Here is a 14,900-nt window from a genome sequence, read left to right on the forward strand (position 1 = left end):
GCTACTACAACTGCGCGACGAGCTGCTGTTCCAAGCTTCGGACAAACTTTCGACAAGCAATGACGAGCGTCGGGACAGTCGACCGCGCGAAGTGCATCCTGTTGCCGCTCACCACCACGTCGAGCTCTTTCATTCGAGCGCCCAGAGACTCGTCCTTTAGCAGCAGGTCTGTCAGGTTCCCGAGCCCGTGCGCGAGACAGTTTCGAAGGTCTATCCCGGCCTCTACCGGCCGCCAGCCATCACAACTTTCTAGAGAGAAGCCGTGGTACAGGGTGTAGTGCTTCTTTCGCGCTGGCCAAGTGAACGGCTCCTTGGGGACCGGCAGCCCCTTGAGCCGGAAGGACAACTCGGATGCCGCATTCGCGAACGCCTCCACCGTCGCGATCAACCTCAGGACTGCCGTTTCTCGCGGCCACGCCTGCCTCTCGGTGGCTCCCCCTAGCTGTCCCGGACGCAGTGTGCTGAAGGTGTCGGGGGCACGAAGCGAGTCGTGAACGTCGCCCGCGTGGAGGATCAGAACCAACGCGTCGTCCGTAAGGGACCAGGCAGGGTCATCACTGGTCATGACTTCGGCTTCTTCTCCGGCTTATGGAGAAGCAACTCCACAAGCCGGTGGCTCTCCTTCAAGGCCTCAAGACGCTTGGCGTTCACGTTTGGGATCGCCTTCGCCGCAAGCGCGTACCAGGGTAGAAGCGCTTCGGGCTCAGAGCGCACGGCCCGATCAATGTCGTCGAAGCTTGCGAGTTTGAATGGCGCCAGCGCCAAAGTTGCTTCGGCTCGCAGAAGGGCATCGCCTTCGGTTCGCTGCGTTTGGACCCAACCCTGGCGCGCTGGGTCCGATAGCAGCCCACACACTCGGGCGACGTAGACCAACCACACACGCTGCCAGGCGTTGAAGAATTGACCGCGGCCCACCAGCGCATCCCACGTGGGGCCGACATCGACGGCTTTCACGTTTAGCGCTACCAGGTAGGGGCCGAGTCGATGAGTCAGATGCGGCGCGTACTCGTAGAGAGTGGAGACATGCTTCAGCCCGACAGAGTTCGCCTGCTTCGTTGAGATGGCGATCGCCCGCCCCAGGAGCCTGGAGTCCTCGGCGGAAAGATCCCGAGCGTCCAAGTGAGTCGGGGAACCTGCAGGCTGGTCTAGCCTCTCAAAACTCTCCTTGGCCAGCTCGGCTAGACCGTCGTCATCCAGTTCCCCGTAGACACCCTCAGCTTTGATCAGCTCGGGTTTGAATTCGACATCACCCTCCGTGGGCGATTCGATCCAGTTCTTCCAAAAGTAGTTGAAGAACTTTACAACTCGGGTCTTTCTCTCATTTAGGACTAGCCCCACCGTACTAGCGACTTGCGCCAAAGCTTCGAGATTCGCTTGAGCCTCGTCGTACGTGCGGGCCGCCAAACGAAAGTCGTCGTTGTACCGCCAAGCCTCAATCCCGGACCGCTGAAGTTCCCTCTCGACGATCCGTGCATAGACTTCCGAAAGCTCATCGGAGGGATCGAGCAACTGCGGCAGTCCGAATGAGCGCCCTTGTACTTCAGTCAGCAACTCGACCAGCAATTGGGGAGGCCCGACTTCCGAAGTTCGTAACTGCAATTCGGCCAACAAACGGGCGTGATCGACATACTCGTAAAATGCGGTAATATCAGACTCGATGACGTACTGATATACGGCATCGCTCACGCGAAGGAAACGCTTTCCTTGGTACGCAGCTTCGATGGGACCAGCAACGAATCTGGCGTACGCCTCAGAAGACCTGTCAACTGACGCGATGTCCGCGAGTACCCGGCTGCTTAGCGCCCGGTACGCGATTCTTTCCGGTATCCCCACCACCGGGACAGGACGCGTCTGCTGGTGAGCCTTCCGAGCGCGCGCTACCACCACGGGGGCATTTGCCATCCCCGCCTCTAAGCGGGTTCGCACGTAATCACCAAACAACTCGGGGTACTTGGCGACGACCCCTAGCCATGGCTCGGGCGGGAGAAGGTTCCGCCACGCAAGCGCCTCCGCGGCCGCCGCCTTCGTGAAGTCCAGAGTGGCGAGGTCGCCTGCCTCAATCGGTCTCATGGATGACATCCCCTTTATTCCCGGCGATCACGCACGACAACCCCATGCTAGGGGCAGGTGCATGACCGCCGTCGCCTACCAGCTCTCATCTCTGAACAGTCGTCCGCTGGCGCCTTCATCGTGCAAAGTCAGTACCACGTCGCCTGCGGAAAGTGTTGATGGTGACGATCCGAGCGGCGCAGGGAGATCACTGTCAAGGAGCGATATGACAGGCTGAAAACCAAGCCGATCGTATTCTCTAAGCACGCCGATCAATTTCTCTCGCTTGCGTGGCTCGAGTTGTTCGAGCGCTCCATCGTGGTAAACAAACCGTGGGAAGGTTACGTCGGAATAGGCGCGTAGCATCGCCAAGTCGAATGCAATGCATAGAAGCTTTCGGTACGAGGTCCCTCGGTCTCCGCTCGTGGCATTGCCAGCGTCGCCGATGAATTCAGCGGTGAACTCGAGCCCGCCTTGACTATTGACTCGAATCGCAATGAGCGCGTTTTGGCCCAGTACCTCGTAGACAATCTCAGTGAAATACCTACGCAGCCGACCAAAGCGGGACCCTTCATCCGCGCTTAGTTCTTCAATCTCAGACTCGACTTGGGTCTCGAGATGCCCGAACTCTTCCTGCAAGGCGCGTGCACTGCGCCGCAGTTCGAGCAGACGTGAGGCGGCGGATCGCCGAGCCTCCAGAGCGCTCAACTCGCCTTGCAGGGTAGCCAACTCGCGAGAGAGCTCTTTGTACTTCACTAGTGCATCCGACTCACGAAGAAACTCGAGCGATCGAGCGCGGTCATCGTTCAGACGATCGAGTTCGGAACGAATCTCCGCTGCGCGCTGTTGGGCGCGCGCAAGCTGTTGCTGCAGGGCTTCGCGTCGCTCGTTCGTGATGGCTTGGTTGAATGCGACCAGTTGGTTGTAGTCCCGCTTAATCTGTTCACCAAAGACGACCCCAGCCTCGTTGAAAAGGCGCTCAGCTTCACGCGGCCGAAAAACAACCTGTTCCCCGGCAATCGACTCGGAAATGCGTTGCATCAGTTGCGCCAGCCGATAGCTCTCGTCATTCAACGCGGAGATAGATTGTTCTGCGCCCTCTACGACCTCCGCGGTCAGGCGCAAGTCGACCTCGTAAAAATCGAAAGAATCTAGGCTAGCCGTACGGGTCTCTATCTCTCGGCGCTTGACAGAAATGAGCCCGTCGACTACGGAGGCGTCGACGTCGTCGCCTCCCCATTCGCGTGTCAGGGTTGCCAGCGCCGCGTTAACTTCAGCGAGTTCTTCTCGTTTCGAATACAGGTTAATGACGGGTTGAGGTGACAGTCCAAGGAGGTGCCCTACGAACGGCTTCCACTCCTGGTGCTTGCCGGAGAATTTCCCAAGCTGAAAGACGTCCTGGTAGTCCCGCTGAGAGCGAATCAGGTACCCCACCAGTTTTCGGAAATGCCACGGTTGAAGCACATCCAGAGAAAGGTAGCCATCCAAGAGAAGCCGGGCGCGATCGAATGCGACTCCCACATGATCCCACTGGAACGAGCTATCGAGAGTCGTGACGTCACGCAACGGAGCCTCGGACAGGGCGAACGACACACGTGATCCCGGCGTTACCGGGCGGGCGAGGGTCAGGAAACGGCCGTCAGGAAGTTGAACTTCCAAATAGAAGGTGTAGTCCGCGAACCGCTCGCCGTGCTTATACAAAAAGAAGTCTTGATTCTTCCCGCGCAGAAGGCAAAAGTCGAGCAACTCACCGATGGTGGTCTTGCCAAGGTTGTGTGTATCGAGTTGCCTATTGGCAGGAACCCGAATTTCCGCCATCACGGCGGAGAGTCCGCGGTTGAATTGGACGGCCTGGAAGACATCGTCTCTATTCGAGTAAAGGCGATACAACTTCATTCTGAACCGACGTATTCGAACGAGTCTACAGTAGGCCGGTACTCAACGAGTTCGAGAAGGTAAAGCAGACTCACGGCCGGCGAGAAGAGGTAGTCGGCAGAGCGCACGCGAACATCCAAGGATGCCTTGAGGTCATCGTAAGTTACAACGCGCTTCCGTCGAAGTTCCTTAAGGATTGTCACAGCCGCTGCTAGTACAGTCTGATCGGGGTGCGAATGCTTATTCGGCAGCAGCATCAGGGCTCTCTCCGATGTCGCAGTGCCAGTACATGTAGAAGATCATAGCGCCCAGTAGTGGACGGTTACGCGACAGGACGGCGTCTCGTTTAACCAGGAAGTCGACTAGATAGTTGAAAACATCGTCGAACGATTGATATTCTCGCTTTTTCGCGACGATCTTTCGTTGGAAATCGTCCACTGCGCTTTGATAGAGTTGAAGCGCATCATGGTTAGCCGGGTCAGCTAGAAACTTTTCGATCTTCGCCGTATAACTCAGGTACTTTTCTTCAAGCAGCGCGGCGAATTCTGTGCTCATCGCGTTGGTTTCATTCTTCCGGTCGAAAGAGACGCGATCAACAACCGGCGCGTCCTCGACTGGAATTGGCGCCGACAGCTGCGTTGATATAGTGAGAATGACTTCGGCGATCTCGTAGCTGGAGACCAACAACGGTCCGTCAATCGGGTCGATCTCCGCGAGCCTGATCAACTCCGGGTATCGACGCAAGATCCGGTCGAGGAACTCAACGCCCGCGAGACGGATGCTCTCGCGGGCGAGCCCTGTGGCTGACGCGAGCCGCGCTTCGATGCTGGGAGCCGTGGACCCACCCAGGCGCCGGTTGCTAAACAGAATGTAGTTGTCGATTTCTCCAGCTTCTACGAGCTTCTTGATCCTCGGGATCTCCTTGGAAATAACCGAAGAAGCGTTGTCCTCGCCGCTAAAGTTGTTGTCACTGAAGTGGAGGTTGATACCACTCGTGTGCTTGGCCTGACCGATGGTCACTCCACGCCAGGGGTCAGTTGTGCTCGGAAATCGCTCGGCCGTGCCACGAAAGCGTGCGTCTCGACCGCCGTCCTTGCCGGGTGCAAACGACTCGACCCCTTCGCCAAACAGCTTGCGCATGACCTCGACGACCAGATCCTCGAATCGAGAGTCGTCGAGGTCTTCGTAGGGGTAGCGCACGACGGAACACTAGCCCGCGGGGATGGCGGGGTTGAGCATTCCGGCGAAAAGTCGTGACAGGAGTCCCAGTAGGCGTAGTGAGGAGTTGCCGCCTTCCCTAGGGACTAGTTCGCGCGCATACCTCGCGGCGCGTCCCGTCCGAAGTGAAGGACGAATGTGCTGGAAGACCTGGGAAGAGGTGCAACGTCATTCTGGGCGGACTGACGCGGGTGCCTGCTCTCGCACATCAGCGGTACGTACTGTCCAGCACACCTAGTTGCGGGTCGCGACGTTCGAGGACGTTGCCCAGAGCGTGATCGCGCTGGCGTACCCCACCGCAGCCTGGACGACGACGTCCTCGGCGCCGGCGAGCACGAGGCCGGCGCCGGCGGCGCCGACGCCGACGAGCAGGAGCGCGAGGGTGCGGTACTGCGGCTGGTCGAAGGCGCGGGCCAGTGGCACGAAGTGGAGGCCGACGACGACGGCGACGGCGGCGGGGATGTAGGCGGCGTGGTCGGTGCGGGCGAGGGTGATGGCCACGGCGGCGATCACCACGATCTGCAGCACGTTGACCACGCCCACGCCGCGTGACCACCAGGACGGGAGGTGGCGCACGCGGGCGAGGGCGGGGTCGTGAGCTCGGCGACGGGCGGTCACGATCAGGCCCACCGAGACGAGGACGGCGACGCCCACGCTGGGCAGGGCCCAGAGCGAGGCGCCGGTCTCGGAGAGGCCGGAGGCGGCGACCGCCGTCCACACCACCGCGAAGATCGACAGGATCCAGACGCCGCGGACCCGCAGGCCCTCGTCGAGGCTGGTGCACGTGGGGTCGACGGCGTCGACTCGGTGGTCGGTGTGGCCGATAGTCATGCCCCTCACGCTGCGCCCCCGGAGGAGGGGTGACAACCCCGTGGGGGTGGCCACTCGGTGCCTGGCAGCGAGTGACCACCAGGCCCGATCACGGCATGTCACCCGGCGCATGACACGAGTCACCGTCCCGACGTCCACCGGCCTCTGACCTGCGAGAACGCGGTGAGAGTGACGGCTCGAAGCACGCGACCGCCATCCGGTCGCCTCGAGCAGGGAGGACGCCATGACCACAGCGCCCACGACCACACCGGACGTGCAGCCGCGCGCCGGCACCACCACCGGCGGCGTGCGCCTGTTCACCCGCGCCCCGATCACGCAGGACTGGCTGGCCCACCACGCCGTCCCGCTGTGGCGCCGGGCCCGCGACGGCGGACGACGCCTCGCGCACCTCAAGCGGGGCTGGCGGTACGGCCCGCACGTGGACGTCGTCGTCGACGGCATCACGCCCGACGAGCTGGCCGCGCTGGCCCGGCAGGCCGACGCCGGCCCGCCGTCGAGCGCCGAGGACGCCGTCACCGAGGCCGACTACCTGCCCACCGCGCGCGAGCTCGGGCGCCTGGAGTCGGTGCCGCCGCCCTACCTGCCCATGCGCGGGCACGGCGACGTGCAGGTGCTCACCGTCGACGACGTCGGCACGGGCGAGCCCACCCTCGACGAGCTGCGGCTGGTGTGCGCCAGCACCTTGGGCGCGCCGCTCGCCGCCACCCTCGACGACCTCGCCGCCCACCCGGGCGACACCGCGCTCGCCACCCGCCGCGTGGCCGAGGTGCTCGCCGCCATGGCCGACACCCACACCCTCGGCATCGGGTTCGGCGTCTTCTCGCTGCACTCCCACGCCGAGGGCTTCTTCGCCTGGACCAGGCCGACCGCCGACGTGCGCCCTGTCTTCGATCGCCGCTTCGACGGCGAGGCCGAGCTGTTCCGCGACGTCGTCCGCGCGCGGATCGACGGCGGCACCGACGCCGTCGCCACCGGCTGGCGCAACGCGCTCGGCTACAACTCCGGCGTCGTGGACGCGGCCGTCTCGCGCGGCACCGTCACCGGCGCGCTGCTCGACGCCGTCAGCGGCACCGGCGGCGCCGGCGCCGTCAGCCACCTCGGCCCGCCCGGAGCCGCCGCCCAGGGCCCCACCGGCGCCCAGCCCGACACCGACTTCCACCGCACCGTGCACGCCGCCGGCGTCGAGGGCGGCCACGGCGGCTGGTTCACCGGCTACCGGCTGCTGGTCAACCTCGCCTACGAGCAGCTGCCCGTGCTCGGCGTCCCGCCGATGCAGCGCTACTACACCGCCTACGCCGTGGCCCGCGCCGTCGACGACGTGCTCGGCAGCACCTGGCGCGACCGCCTCGCCGGCCCCACCGCTGACCTGACCCAGGAGGCCGACCGTGGCTAGCACGCTCGACATCACCGACCTGACCACCGAGGTCGAGCCCGCCGACCGCCGCGCCGTCACCGACGGCCTGTGGTTCCTGCGCAGCAACCCGCTGCTGCGCGAGCGGCTCGCTGACCCCGCGCTGCGCGAGCTGCTCGAGGCCCTCGTGGACGCCGAGCAGGCGCTCGCCGTCGCGACCACCGCCGCGGAGGACGCGCTCTACGAGCGCATCGGCGCCGCCACCGACCCCGACGAGCGCCGCGCCCTGGTGGCGCTGCGCCGCGCCGTCCACAACGACCGGCCCGCCCCGGCCGACGTCCACGACGACGCCGTCGCCTGGGCCACGGCCCGCACGACCCGCGACGCAGCCCTCGACGCCGTCACGAGCGCGATCGACGACGCCGCCCGCGGCGAGCGCGTCGTCCTCGCCCGGCAGGTCGGCCACCCCGACCTGCGCCGCTCCCTCGACCTCGTCGCGCCCCAGGTGGCCGCCCAGGCCGAGCGCTACCGCGACGTGCTCGACCGCGGCGACCAGCCGGCCTCGCGCCACCGCAAGTCGGAGCGCGGGCTGCTGCAGTACCTCACCCGCGCTGCCGTACGCACCAGCCCGCTCTCGCGGTTCACCGCCGTCTCGCTCGCCGTGCCCGCCACGGCCGCCGACGGCGCCGTCGACCCCGCGCTCGTCACCCCCGACGGCGCGTCGGCCCACGCCTCGCTCGACCGCGTGATGCTGGCCTACCTCGTCGGCGGCCTCGACCCGCGCGCCGCCTGGTGCGGCCTGCCGCCCACCGCCGTCGTCGAGGGCGACCGGCTGTTCTGGCTCGGCGCCGGACCCGCCGGCACCACCCGCATGGCCGTCGCCGCCACCGGGCTGCTCGGCGTGCTCGTGGACGCCGTCCGCCTCGGCCCGCGCCGCCTCGACGCCGTCCGCGACGTGCTGGCCAAGGCCACCGGCGACCCCGACCTGGCCCGCACCTTCCTCGACGAGGCCCTGCGCCGCGGCATGCTCTGCCGCTACGCCGACCCCGAGGACCGCTGGGACGACGTCGACCGGCTGCTCGCCGGCGCGGTGGACGCCGACCCCGGTGTCGCCGACGTGGTCGCCGCCGTGCGCACCGCCCTGGCCGACCTCGAGACCCGCGAGCCCGGCCGCCGCGACGTGCTCGAGCGCGTCGAGCAGGCGCTCGTCGAGCTCAGCGCCCGCAGCGGCCGGCCCGCCCGCGTGCCCGCCCACGAGGACTACTACGTGCCGCCCGCCCACGTGAACCCCGACGCCTGGGCCGGCGCGCTCGCCGACCTCGGCCCCGCCGCCGGCCTGCTCTCGGTCTTCGACTGGCTGCACGACGTGCGCTCGGTGATGCCCGGCCTGTTCGCCCGCCGCTACGGCGCCGACGCCGACGTGCCGCTCGTCGAGCAGGCACCCACCCTCGTCGGCGACGTCACCGCCGCGGCCGAGGCGCTCGCCGCCGCCGGCAGCGACCCCGACGCCGTCGGCCGCGCCCTCGACGGCCTGGGCGGCGTCGGCGGTGTGGATGCGGCCACCCGCGCCACCGTCGTCGCACTCACCACGCTGCGCCGCGACGTCACCGCCACCGTGCACGCCGGCCTCGACGCCGTCGTCGCGGCCGGGGGCGACGAGCTGCGGCTCGAGCCGGACGACGTCCGCGCGCTGCTGGCCCGGCTGCCCGACCCGCTGCGGCAGGCGCCGCTCAGCTACGGCGCGCTCGTGCAGCGCGCCGGCGACCGGCTCGTGCTCAACGACGGGCTGCCCGGCCACGGCATGCTGCTCTCGCGGTTCCTCGGCGCCGACGCCGCCGTCGGCGGCCGCGCCGTCCACCTGCTGCGGGCCCGGCTCGAGCACGTGTACGGCGGACCGCACCGCCTCGTCGAGGACCGATCGCTGCACGGCCTCAACGTCAACGCCCACCCGCGGGTGCTCGAGCACGGCCTCGACCCCGAGGACTGGCACCGGCTGCGGCTGCGCACCGAGGCCGGCCGGCTCGCCGTCGTCGACCCGGACGACGGCGCCGAGGTGAGGGTGCTGCCGCTCGGCGGCGGCCACCCCGGCCTCTACCCGCCCGCGCTGTCGGTGGCCTCCGGCCTCACCATGACCGGCCGGCTCTACAACAGCCTCCCCGACCAGTGGCACGCCGCCCACCCCGAGCTGCACGACCAGACCCTCGCCCTGCCGCGCATCAGCGTCGGCGACGTCGTCGTCGCCCGGCGCCGCTGGTACCCCGGGCCCGACCTCGACGACGCCGTCCGCGCCCCGGACGACGCCACCCGGCTCGTCGAGCTCACCCGCTGGCGTGCGCGGCACGGCGTCCCGGCCGAGGTGGTGCTCAAGACCATCCCGCGCGACACCGGACCCGACAGCGCCGTCACCGCCGAGTCGCAGGACTTCCGGCTGCGCAACAAGCCGCAGTACCTCGACCTGGCCAGCGCCGTCGCCGTGCACGCCCTGCCGCGGATGCTCGAGCGCCGCGCCCACGACACCGTCAGCTACCTCGAGGAGGCCGCGCCCGCGGTGGGGGAGTCGCCCCACGCCACGGAGTGGGTCGTCGAGGTCGTCCAGCGCCCCGGCGACGAGTTCCGCTACGGGCCCGTCCAGCACGACCCGCCCCGCACCGACCCAGCCACCACCGAGAACGAAGGAGCACTGACATGACCCTGATGGCCAGACCCGGACTGCACCACGCCCCCGTCCCCGGCGGCGTGTTCGTCAGCGGGGTCGCGGGCGAGCTGGCGCTGCGCGGCTCCGACGTGCTCGCCCTCGCCCTCGACACCATCGCCCCGGCGCTGCACCGCGGCGCCAGCGAGACCGAGCTCGCCGAGCTGCTCGGCGGCGAGCCCGCCCGACCGCTCGTGCGAGCCGTGCTCACCCAGCTGCTCGCGCACGACCTGCTGCTCGACCTCGACACCCTCAGCCTGCCGCCGCCGTCGGACGCCGTCCGCGGCCGGCACGCCGAGGCGCTCGCGCACCTGGAGTCGGTCGACCCCGACCCCTACGCCACCTTCGCGCGGCTGCAGTCGACCACCGTGCGGGTGCACGGCGCCGGCGCCCCCATGGACGCCGTCCGCCGCGGCCTGCTGCGCGCCGGCGTCGGCGACGTGGTGCCGGGCCACCCGGCCGAGGCCGACCTGGTGGTCGCCCTCGACGCCACCGACGACGACGCCCCGCGCGTGGTCGTGCAGGTCGCCGACCGCGTCGCGCTGGTCTCGGTGCGCCACCCCGGCGCCCCGACCACCGACCTGTGGCGGCGCGTGAGGGCGTGGGCCGACCGGCTCAACCGCGGCGACCTGCCCCGGCCCGGCGCCGACGTCGCGGCCGCCGGCTACGCCGTCGTCCTCGCCCTCGACGTGCTGCGCGACCCCGCGAACGCCGTCCGCGAGGCCGTGCCCGCCATGGTGCTCAGCGGCCTCGGCGCGCAGGCCGAGACGGTGCGGCTCAGCCGCACGGTCTCGGGCACGGTGCACCGCCTCGAGCGGGCCCACCGCGGCCACCTGCGCGACCTCGCGCCCGACCCCGACAAGCTGCGCGAGCTGGTCGAGGCCGCCGCCGCCCCCTGGAGCGGTGGCCACGACGCCGCCGGCGGGCTCGACCTGCCGCAGCTGCCCGACGCGCTGCGCCTCGGCGTCCCGATCGCCCACCGCGGCCCCAGCCGCGTCGCCACCGCGGCCGACCAGGCGGCGGTCTCGCTCTCGCTCGCGCTGCAGCTGCGGCGCGACGCCGGCGGACCCGCCGGAGCGGCCGGCACCACCCGGCTGCGCTGGCTGCTCGACGGGGTGCTGCGCCACCTCGCCGCCCGGCCCGTGCACGGCCTCGACTGGGTGCGCGCCACCAGCGGCGGACACCTCGCCTGGGCCCGCACCGACGCTGAGGCCCGGGACGACGCCGCCGCGCTCGCCCGCGCCGCCGAGGAGGCCGCCCGCAGCGCCGAGCCCGCCACCGTCGCCGCCGTCGGCACCGACGCGCTGGTACGCGCCACCGACGTCGAGATCGCTCGACTGGCGCACGACGTGCTCGCGATGAACGAGGCGCGCGGCGTGACTGCCATCGGCGTCCGCGCCGTCGACGACCCCGCCCTGCCCGCGCCCGACGACGGCGTCTCGCTCTGGTCGGGCCCGGTGCGACTGGAGGCCGACGAGCGATGACGATCACCCAGCCGTCTTTCGAGAGCACTGCTCTCACCCATGAGCTCGCCACCGCGCTCGACCGCCTCGTCGCCGCTCTCGGCGACGTCGAGGTCGTCGTGCACCGCGGCTTCGACCTGCAGACCGAGCGCGAGGCCGTGGCCGCCGCGCTCGGCTCGGGCCGTCCGCTGGTCTCGATGCGCATCGACGCCGCCGAGGTGCTGGTGGGTCCGCGGTGGCGGGCCGGCGCGCCCGTCGGCTGCGCCGGCTGCGCCGAGGCGCGGCAGCGGCAGGTGCTGGCCCACCCGCTCGAGGCCCACCCCGGGCTGCGGCGCACCGGCCCCGCCACCCCGCTCGACCCGGCGCTGCCCGACCTCGTCGACGGCGCCGCCGACGTGCTCGCCGAGCGGCCGCTGGCCGACGGCGAGCTGCTGGCGGTCGGCGTCGAGGGCCAGCGGCGGCACCGCATCGCGCGCAGCAACGCGTGCTCGGTGTGCCGGGTGCTGCCCGCCGCGTCGCCCGACGTCGAGCCGCCGGCGCCGCTGGCGCTGAGGGCCGTGCCCGCGCACCCGGACGACGCCTCGCGCGGCGCCGAGCCGACGCCGCTGCTCGACGAGAGGACGCTCGACGAGCGCGTGGTCGACGCCCGGTTCGGGCCGGTGCGCCGGATCCTGCGCGAGTCGAACGCGCCGTTCGCCATGAGCATGGCCGTCGTCGCCGGCGGCCCCGTGATGGGCCACGGCCGGGCGTTGCGGTTTGCCGGCACCCGCTCGGTCGCGGTGCTCGAGGCCTACGAGCGGCTGGCCGGGTTCCCCTACGACGCCACGGTGGTCACCGACCGTCCGATGGTCGACCTGGGCGACCACGCCCTCGACCCGCGCCGCCTCGGCACCTACACCGCCGAGCAGCGCGCCCACCCGACCCACGACGTCGAGCACTTCACGCCCGACCTGCCCATCGACTGGGTCTGGGGCCACGAGCTCGCCACCGGCCGCCCGCGGCTGGTGCCGGCTGACCTCGCCTTCTACCAGTACGACTACCACCACCGGCACGACCTCGTCGCCGCCCGCGCCCCCGGCCGCACGCCGCGGCGCTGCTTCCTGGAGTCCTCCAGCGGCTGCGCCCTCGGGACGTCGTTCGAGGAGGCCGCGCTGCACGCCCTGTTCGAGGTGGCCGAGCGCGACGCCTTCCAGGTGGCTTGGCACCGCCAGCGCCCGCTGCCCGCCGTGCCGGTCGACACCATCGACGACGAGTCGGTGCGCGCCCTCACGCGCCTGGTGCGCTCGCGCGGCTACGACGTCCACGTGCTCGTCGCCACCCAGGACGTCGACCTGCCCGTGCTCTGGGTGCTCGCCATCCGCGAGGACGGCGCCTTCCCGGCCTCGTTCTCCAGCGCCGGCTCGGGCATCGACCCGGTCGCGGCCGTGGTGAGCGGGCTGCGCGAGGTGGCCCAGCTGGTGACCATGCCGATCGACTGGTCGCCCGAGACGGTCGCACCGATGCTGGAGGACCGCTGGCAGGTGCTGCAGCTGGAGGACCACGTGCGCTACTACTCCGTGGCCCAGACGGCGCCGCGCGCCGCGGTGGGCCTCGGCGGCCCCACCACCACGATGGCCGAGGCGTTCCCCGACTGGCCGGCCGCCATCAGCCGGGCCGCCGGCGGCGACGTCCGCGGGCTGCTGCACCTCGTGGCCGACCGGTTCGCCGCGGCCGGGTGCCCCGACGTCGTGCTCGTCGACCAGTCGTCGGTCGAGCACCACGACCAGGGCATCGCCGCCGTGCGCGCCCTCGTGCCCGGCACGGTGCCGATGTGCTTCGGCACGGCCCACCAGCGGCTCGAGGGCATCCCGCGCCTCGACGCCGCGCTGGCCGAGGCGCCGTCCGGCCCGCTCGACCCGCACCCGTTCCCGTGAGCACCGCTCTCGCGACCCGCCCGGACGCCGGGCCGATCGTGCGGGAGCGGTGGTGGTGGCGCTTCGCGCTCGGGGACGACGACCCCGTGACCCCCGCATGGGCGCTGCCGGCCGACGCGCCGCCGGTCGCGGAGGACCTCGGTCGCGACCTCGCGCCGTCCGCCGTCGTGGGGCGGGCACGGCCCTGGCCGGCGGGCGCCACCGCCCGTCTCGCCGCCCAGCCGTACGCCGCGCCGCGTGGACCCGGAGGGGAGGGCGACGCCGACCCAGCCGACCCGGTCGATGCGTGGGGGCACGTCGTCGCCGCCACCTTCGGGCCCACCCGGCGCGACCCCGACAACCCCTACAACGACCACCGCGCCTACCCGAGCGCCCGCTGCCTGTTCCCGGTGCGCGCGTTCGAGCGCCACGCGGGCCGCGTCGGGCTGCTGCAGCCCGACGCCCACGCCACCCTCGACCTCGGCCCCGACCGCGAGGGGCGGGCCGACCCCGGCCCGAGCGTCGCGCTCACCGGCCGTTACACCGCGATCCCGTCGCTGTACGGCTGGATGCGCGGCAGTCTCGTCGGGCTCGAGCTCGGCATCGTGCTGCGCCAGCTCGCCGTCGCCGCGACCCTGCGTGGGCTGCCGCTGCGGGTGACGCCGCCGGGGGAGGGGTCGGTGCCGGACGACGTCCCGCTCGACGACCCGGGGGCGTGGAGCCCGGTGTGGCGCGTGGGCCCCGCGCGCCCCCATGGCGCGGGGCTCCCGCGCCCCACCGTGGCCCCGCGGGACTACGACCCCTGCCTGCGCGAGGTCGCCGACGTGCTCGCGCGGCACCCGGTCGGCGGGCCCACCGTGCCGCTGCCCGCCGGCGTCCCCGACGACCTCGTGCCGCCCGCCGAGCCCGTCGACTGGGCCGAGGTGATGTGGCGCCGCGGCTCCGGCCGCATGCCGCGCGGCCTGCACGGGTTCTCGTTCCTGCGCCGGCCCGTGCCCGCCAAGGTGCTGGCGGACGCCGTCGCCTGGCTGCGGCACGCGCCGCCGTCCGGGCTGCTCGCCGACGTGCACGCCGCCACCACGGTGCGCGTGGTGCTGCAGGGCGTGGACGGCGTCCGCGACGGCCTGCACCGCCTGGCCCCCGACGGCACCCTGCGCGAGGAGCGCGCCGACCCGCGGCTCGCCGCCACGATCGAGGCCGGCTACGGCTACCCGCGCGACGCCGGCGTCGGCTGCGGCATCGGGTCGGCCACGGCGCTCTGGTTCCTCACCGTGCGCCCGCGCGACCTCGTCGAGGCCCACGGCCCCGCGGCCTGGACGGCGGCCCAGCTCGCCGCCGGGTGGGCCACCCAGGGGCTGTGCCTCAGCGCCGCCGCCCACGACCTCGTCGCGCGCCCCATGCGCGCCTTCCCCGAGGCCGGCGTCGCCGACGCCCTCGGCCTCGAGCCCGACGAGATGCTCGCGATCGCCGTCTGCGTGGGCACCGACCCGCCGGTCGGCGGCGTCCAGCTCGACCTGCGCACCTGACCC

At 70.6% G+C, this 14,900-nt stretch carries 11 protein-coding genes; 5 read left to right on the forward strand and 6 right to left on the reverse strand.

Annotation, left to right across the window (positions count from 1 at the left end):
* Positions 1-4: 4 nt before the first annotated feature.
* From ABEA04_RS16440 to ABEA04_RS16460, 6 genes are all read right to left on the reverse strand, one after another.
* The gene (locus ABEA04_RS16440) at positions 5-565 is read right to left on the reverse strand and encodes a hypothetical protein (RefSeq protein WP_345460986.1); all 561 of its coding nucleotides are present in this window, start codon (positions 563-565) and stop codon (positions 5-7) included.
* A complete protein-coding gene (locus ABEA04_RS16445) occupies positions 562-2,070 on the reverse strand; it encodes a reverse transcriptase domain-containing protein (RefSeq protein WP_345460989.1) in 1,509 nt (502 codons plus the stop codon). Before ABEA04_RS16445 ends, ABEA04_RS16440 begins: the two co-directional genes overlap by 4 nt.
* Before the next feature lie 75 nt (positions 2,071-2,145).
* A complete protein-coding gene (locus ABEA04_RS16450) occupies positions 2,146-3,945 on the reverse strand; it encodes a DUF2326 domain-containing protein (RefSeq protein ID WP_345460992.1) in 1,800 nt (599 codons plus the stop codon).
* Positions 3,942-4,181, reverse strand: a complete 240-nt coding sequence (locus tag ABEA04_RS23030) for an ABC-three component system middle component 8 (protein WP_425577044.1) — start codon at positions 4,179-4,181, stop codon at positions 3,942-3,944. The genes ABEA04_RS16450 and ABEA04_RS23030 overlap by 4 nt, the downstream gene beginning before the upstream one ends.
* Positions 4,165-5,124: an ABC-three component system protein gene (locus ABEA04_RS16455; protein ID WP_345460995.1), complete on the reverse strand. Its 960-nt coding sequence runs from the start codon at positions 5,122-5,124 to the stop codon at positions 4,165-4,167. The genes ABEA04_RS23030 and ABEA04_RS16455 overlap by 17 nt, the downstream gene beginning before the upstream one ends.
* 252 nt (positions 5,125-5,376) lie before the next feature.
* A complete protein-coding gene (locus ABEA04_RS16460) occupies positions 5,377-5,973 on the reverse strand; it encodes a hypothetical protein (protein WP_345460998.1) in 597 nt (198 codons plus the stop codon).
* 223 nt (positions 5,974-6,196) lie between these two features.
* Here ABEA04_RS16460 and ABEA04_RS16465 point away from each other — a divergent pair, with 223 nt between their 5' ends.
* The 5 genes from ABEA04_RS16465 to ABEA04_RS16485 are packed head-to-tail and all read left to right on the forward strand — an operon-like array spanning position 6,197 to position 14,897.
* Positions 6,197-7,366, forward strand: a complete 1,170-nt coding sequence (locus tag ABEA04_RS16465) for a hypothetical protein (RefSeq protein ID WP_345461001.1) — start codon at positions 6,197-6,199, stop codon at positions 7,364-7,366.
* Positions 7,359-10,013 carry a lantibiotic dehydratase gene (locus tag ABEA04_RS16470; RefSeq protein WP_345461003.1) on the forward strand — a complete coding sequence of 885 codons (2,655 nt, stop codon included), beginning with the start codon at positions 7,359-7,361 and terminating at the stop codon, positions 10,011-10,013. The genes ABEA04_RS16465 and ABEA04_RS16470 overlap by 8 nt, the downstream gene beginning before the upstream one ends.
* Positions 10,010-11,500, forward strand: coding sequence for a hypothetical protein (locus ABEA04_RS16475; RefSeq protein WP_345461005.1), 1,491 nt, complete (start codon positions 10,010-10,012; stop codon positions 11,498-11,500). The genes ABEA04_RS16470 and ABEA04_RS16475 overlap by 4 nt, the downstream gene beginning before the upstream one ends.
* Positions 11,497-13,392: a TOMM precursor leader peptide-binding protein gene (locus tag ABEA04_RS16480; protein ID WP_345461007.1), complete on the forward strand. Its 1,896-nt coding sequence runs from the start codon at positions 11,497-11,499 to the stop codon at positions 13,390-13,392. Before ABEA04_RS16475 ends, ABEA04_RS16480 begins: the two co-directional genes overlap by 4 nt.
* Entirely contained in the window at positions 13,389-14,897 is a 1,509-nt protein-coding gene (locus ABEA04_RS16485) for a nitroreductase family protein (protein ID WP_345461009.1), read from the forward strand. Before ABEA04_RS16480 ends, ABEA04_RS16485 begins: the two co-directional genes overlap by 4 nt.
* Positions 14,898-14,900: the final 3 nt, after the last annotated feature.

This window comes from Nocardioides marinquilinus (assembly GCF_039543705.1).
GTDB classification, from domain to species: domain Bacteria; phylum Actinomycetota; class Actinomycetes; order Propionibacteriales; family Nocardioidaceae; genus Nocardioides; species Nocardioides marinquilinus.

Bases quoted from the DNA above. Each gene is read 5' to 3' on its own strand.
- ABEA04_RS16440 (WP_345460986.1), bottom strand. From the start codon at position 565: ATGACCAGTGATGACCCTGCCTGGTCCCTTACGGACGACGCGTTGGTT.
- ABEA04_RS16445 (WP_345460989.1), bottom strand. From the start codon at position 2,070: ATGAGACCGATTGAGGCAGGCGACCTCGCCACTCTGGACTTCACGAAG.
- ABEA04_RS16450 (WP_345460992.1), bottom strand. From the start codon at position 3,945: ATGAAGTTGTATCGCCTTTACTCGAATAGAGACGATGTCTTCCAGGCC.
- ABEA04_RS23030 (WP_425577044.1), bottom strand. From the start codon at position 4,181: ATGCTGCTGCCGAATAAGCATTCGCACCCCGATCAGACTGTACTAGCA.
- ABEA04_RS16460 (WP_345460998.1), bottom strand. From the start codon at position 5,973: ATGACTATCGGCCACACCGACCACCGAGTCGACGCCGTCGACCCCACG.
- ABEA04_RS16465 (WP_345461001.1), top strand. From the start codon at position 6,197: ATGACCACAGCGCCCACGACCACACCGGACGTGCAGCCGCGCGCCGGC.
- ABEA04_RS16475 (WP_345461005.1), top strand. From the start codon at position 10,010: ATGACCCTGATGGCCAGACCCGGACTGCACCACGCCCCCGTCCCCGGC.
- ABEA04_RS16480 (WP_345461007.1), top strand. From the start codon at position 11,497: ATGACGATCACCCAGCCGTCTTTCGAGAGCACTGCTCTCACCCATGAG.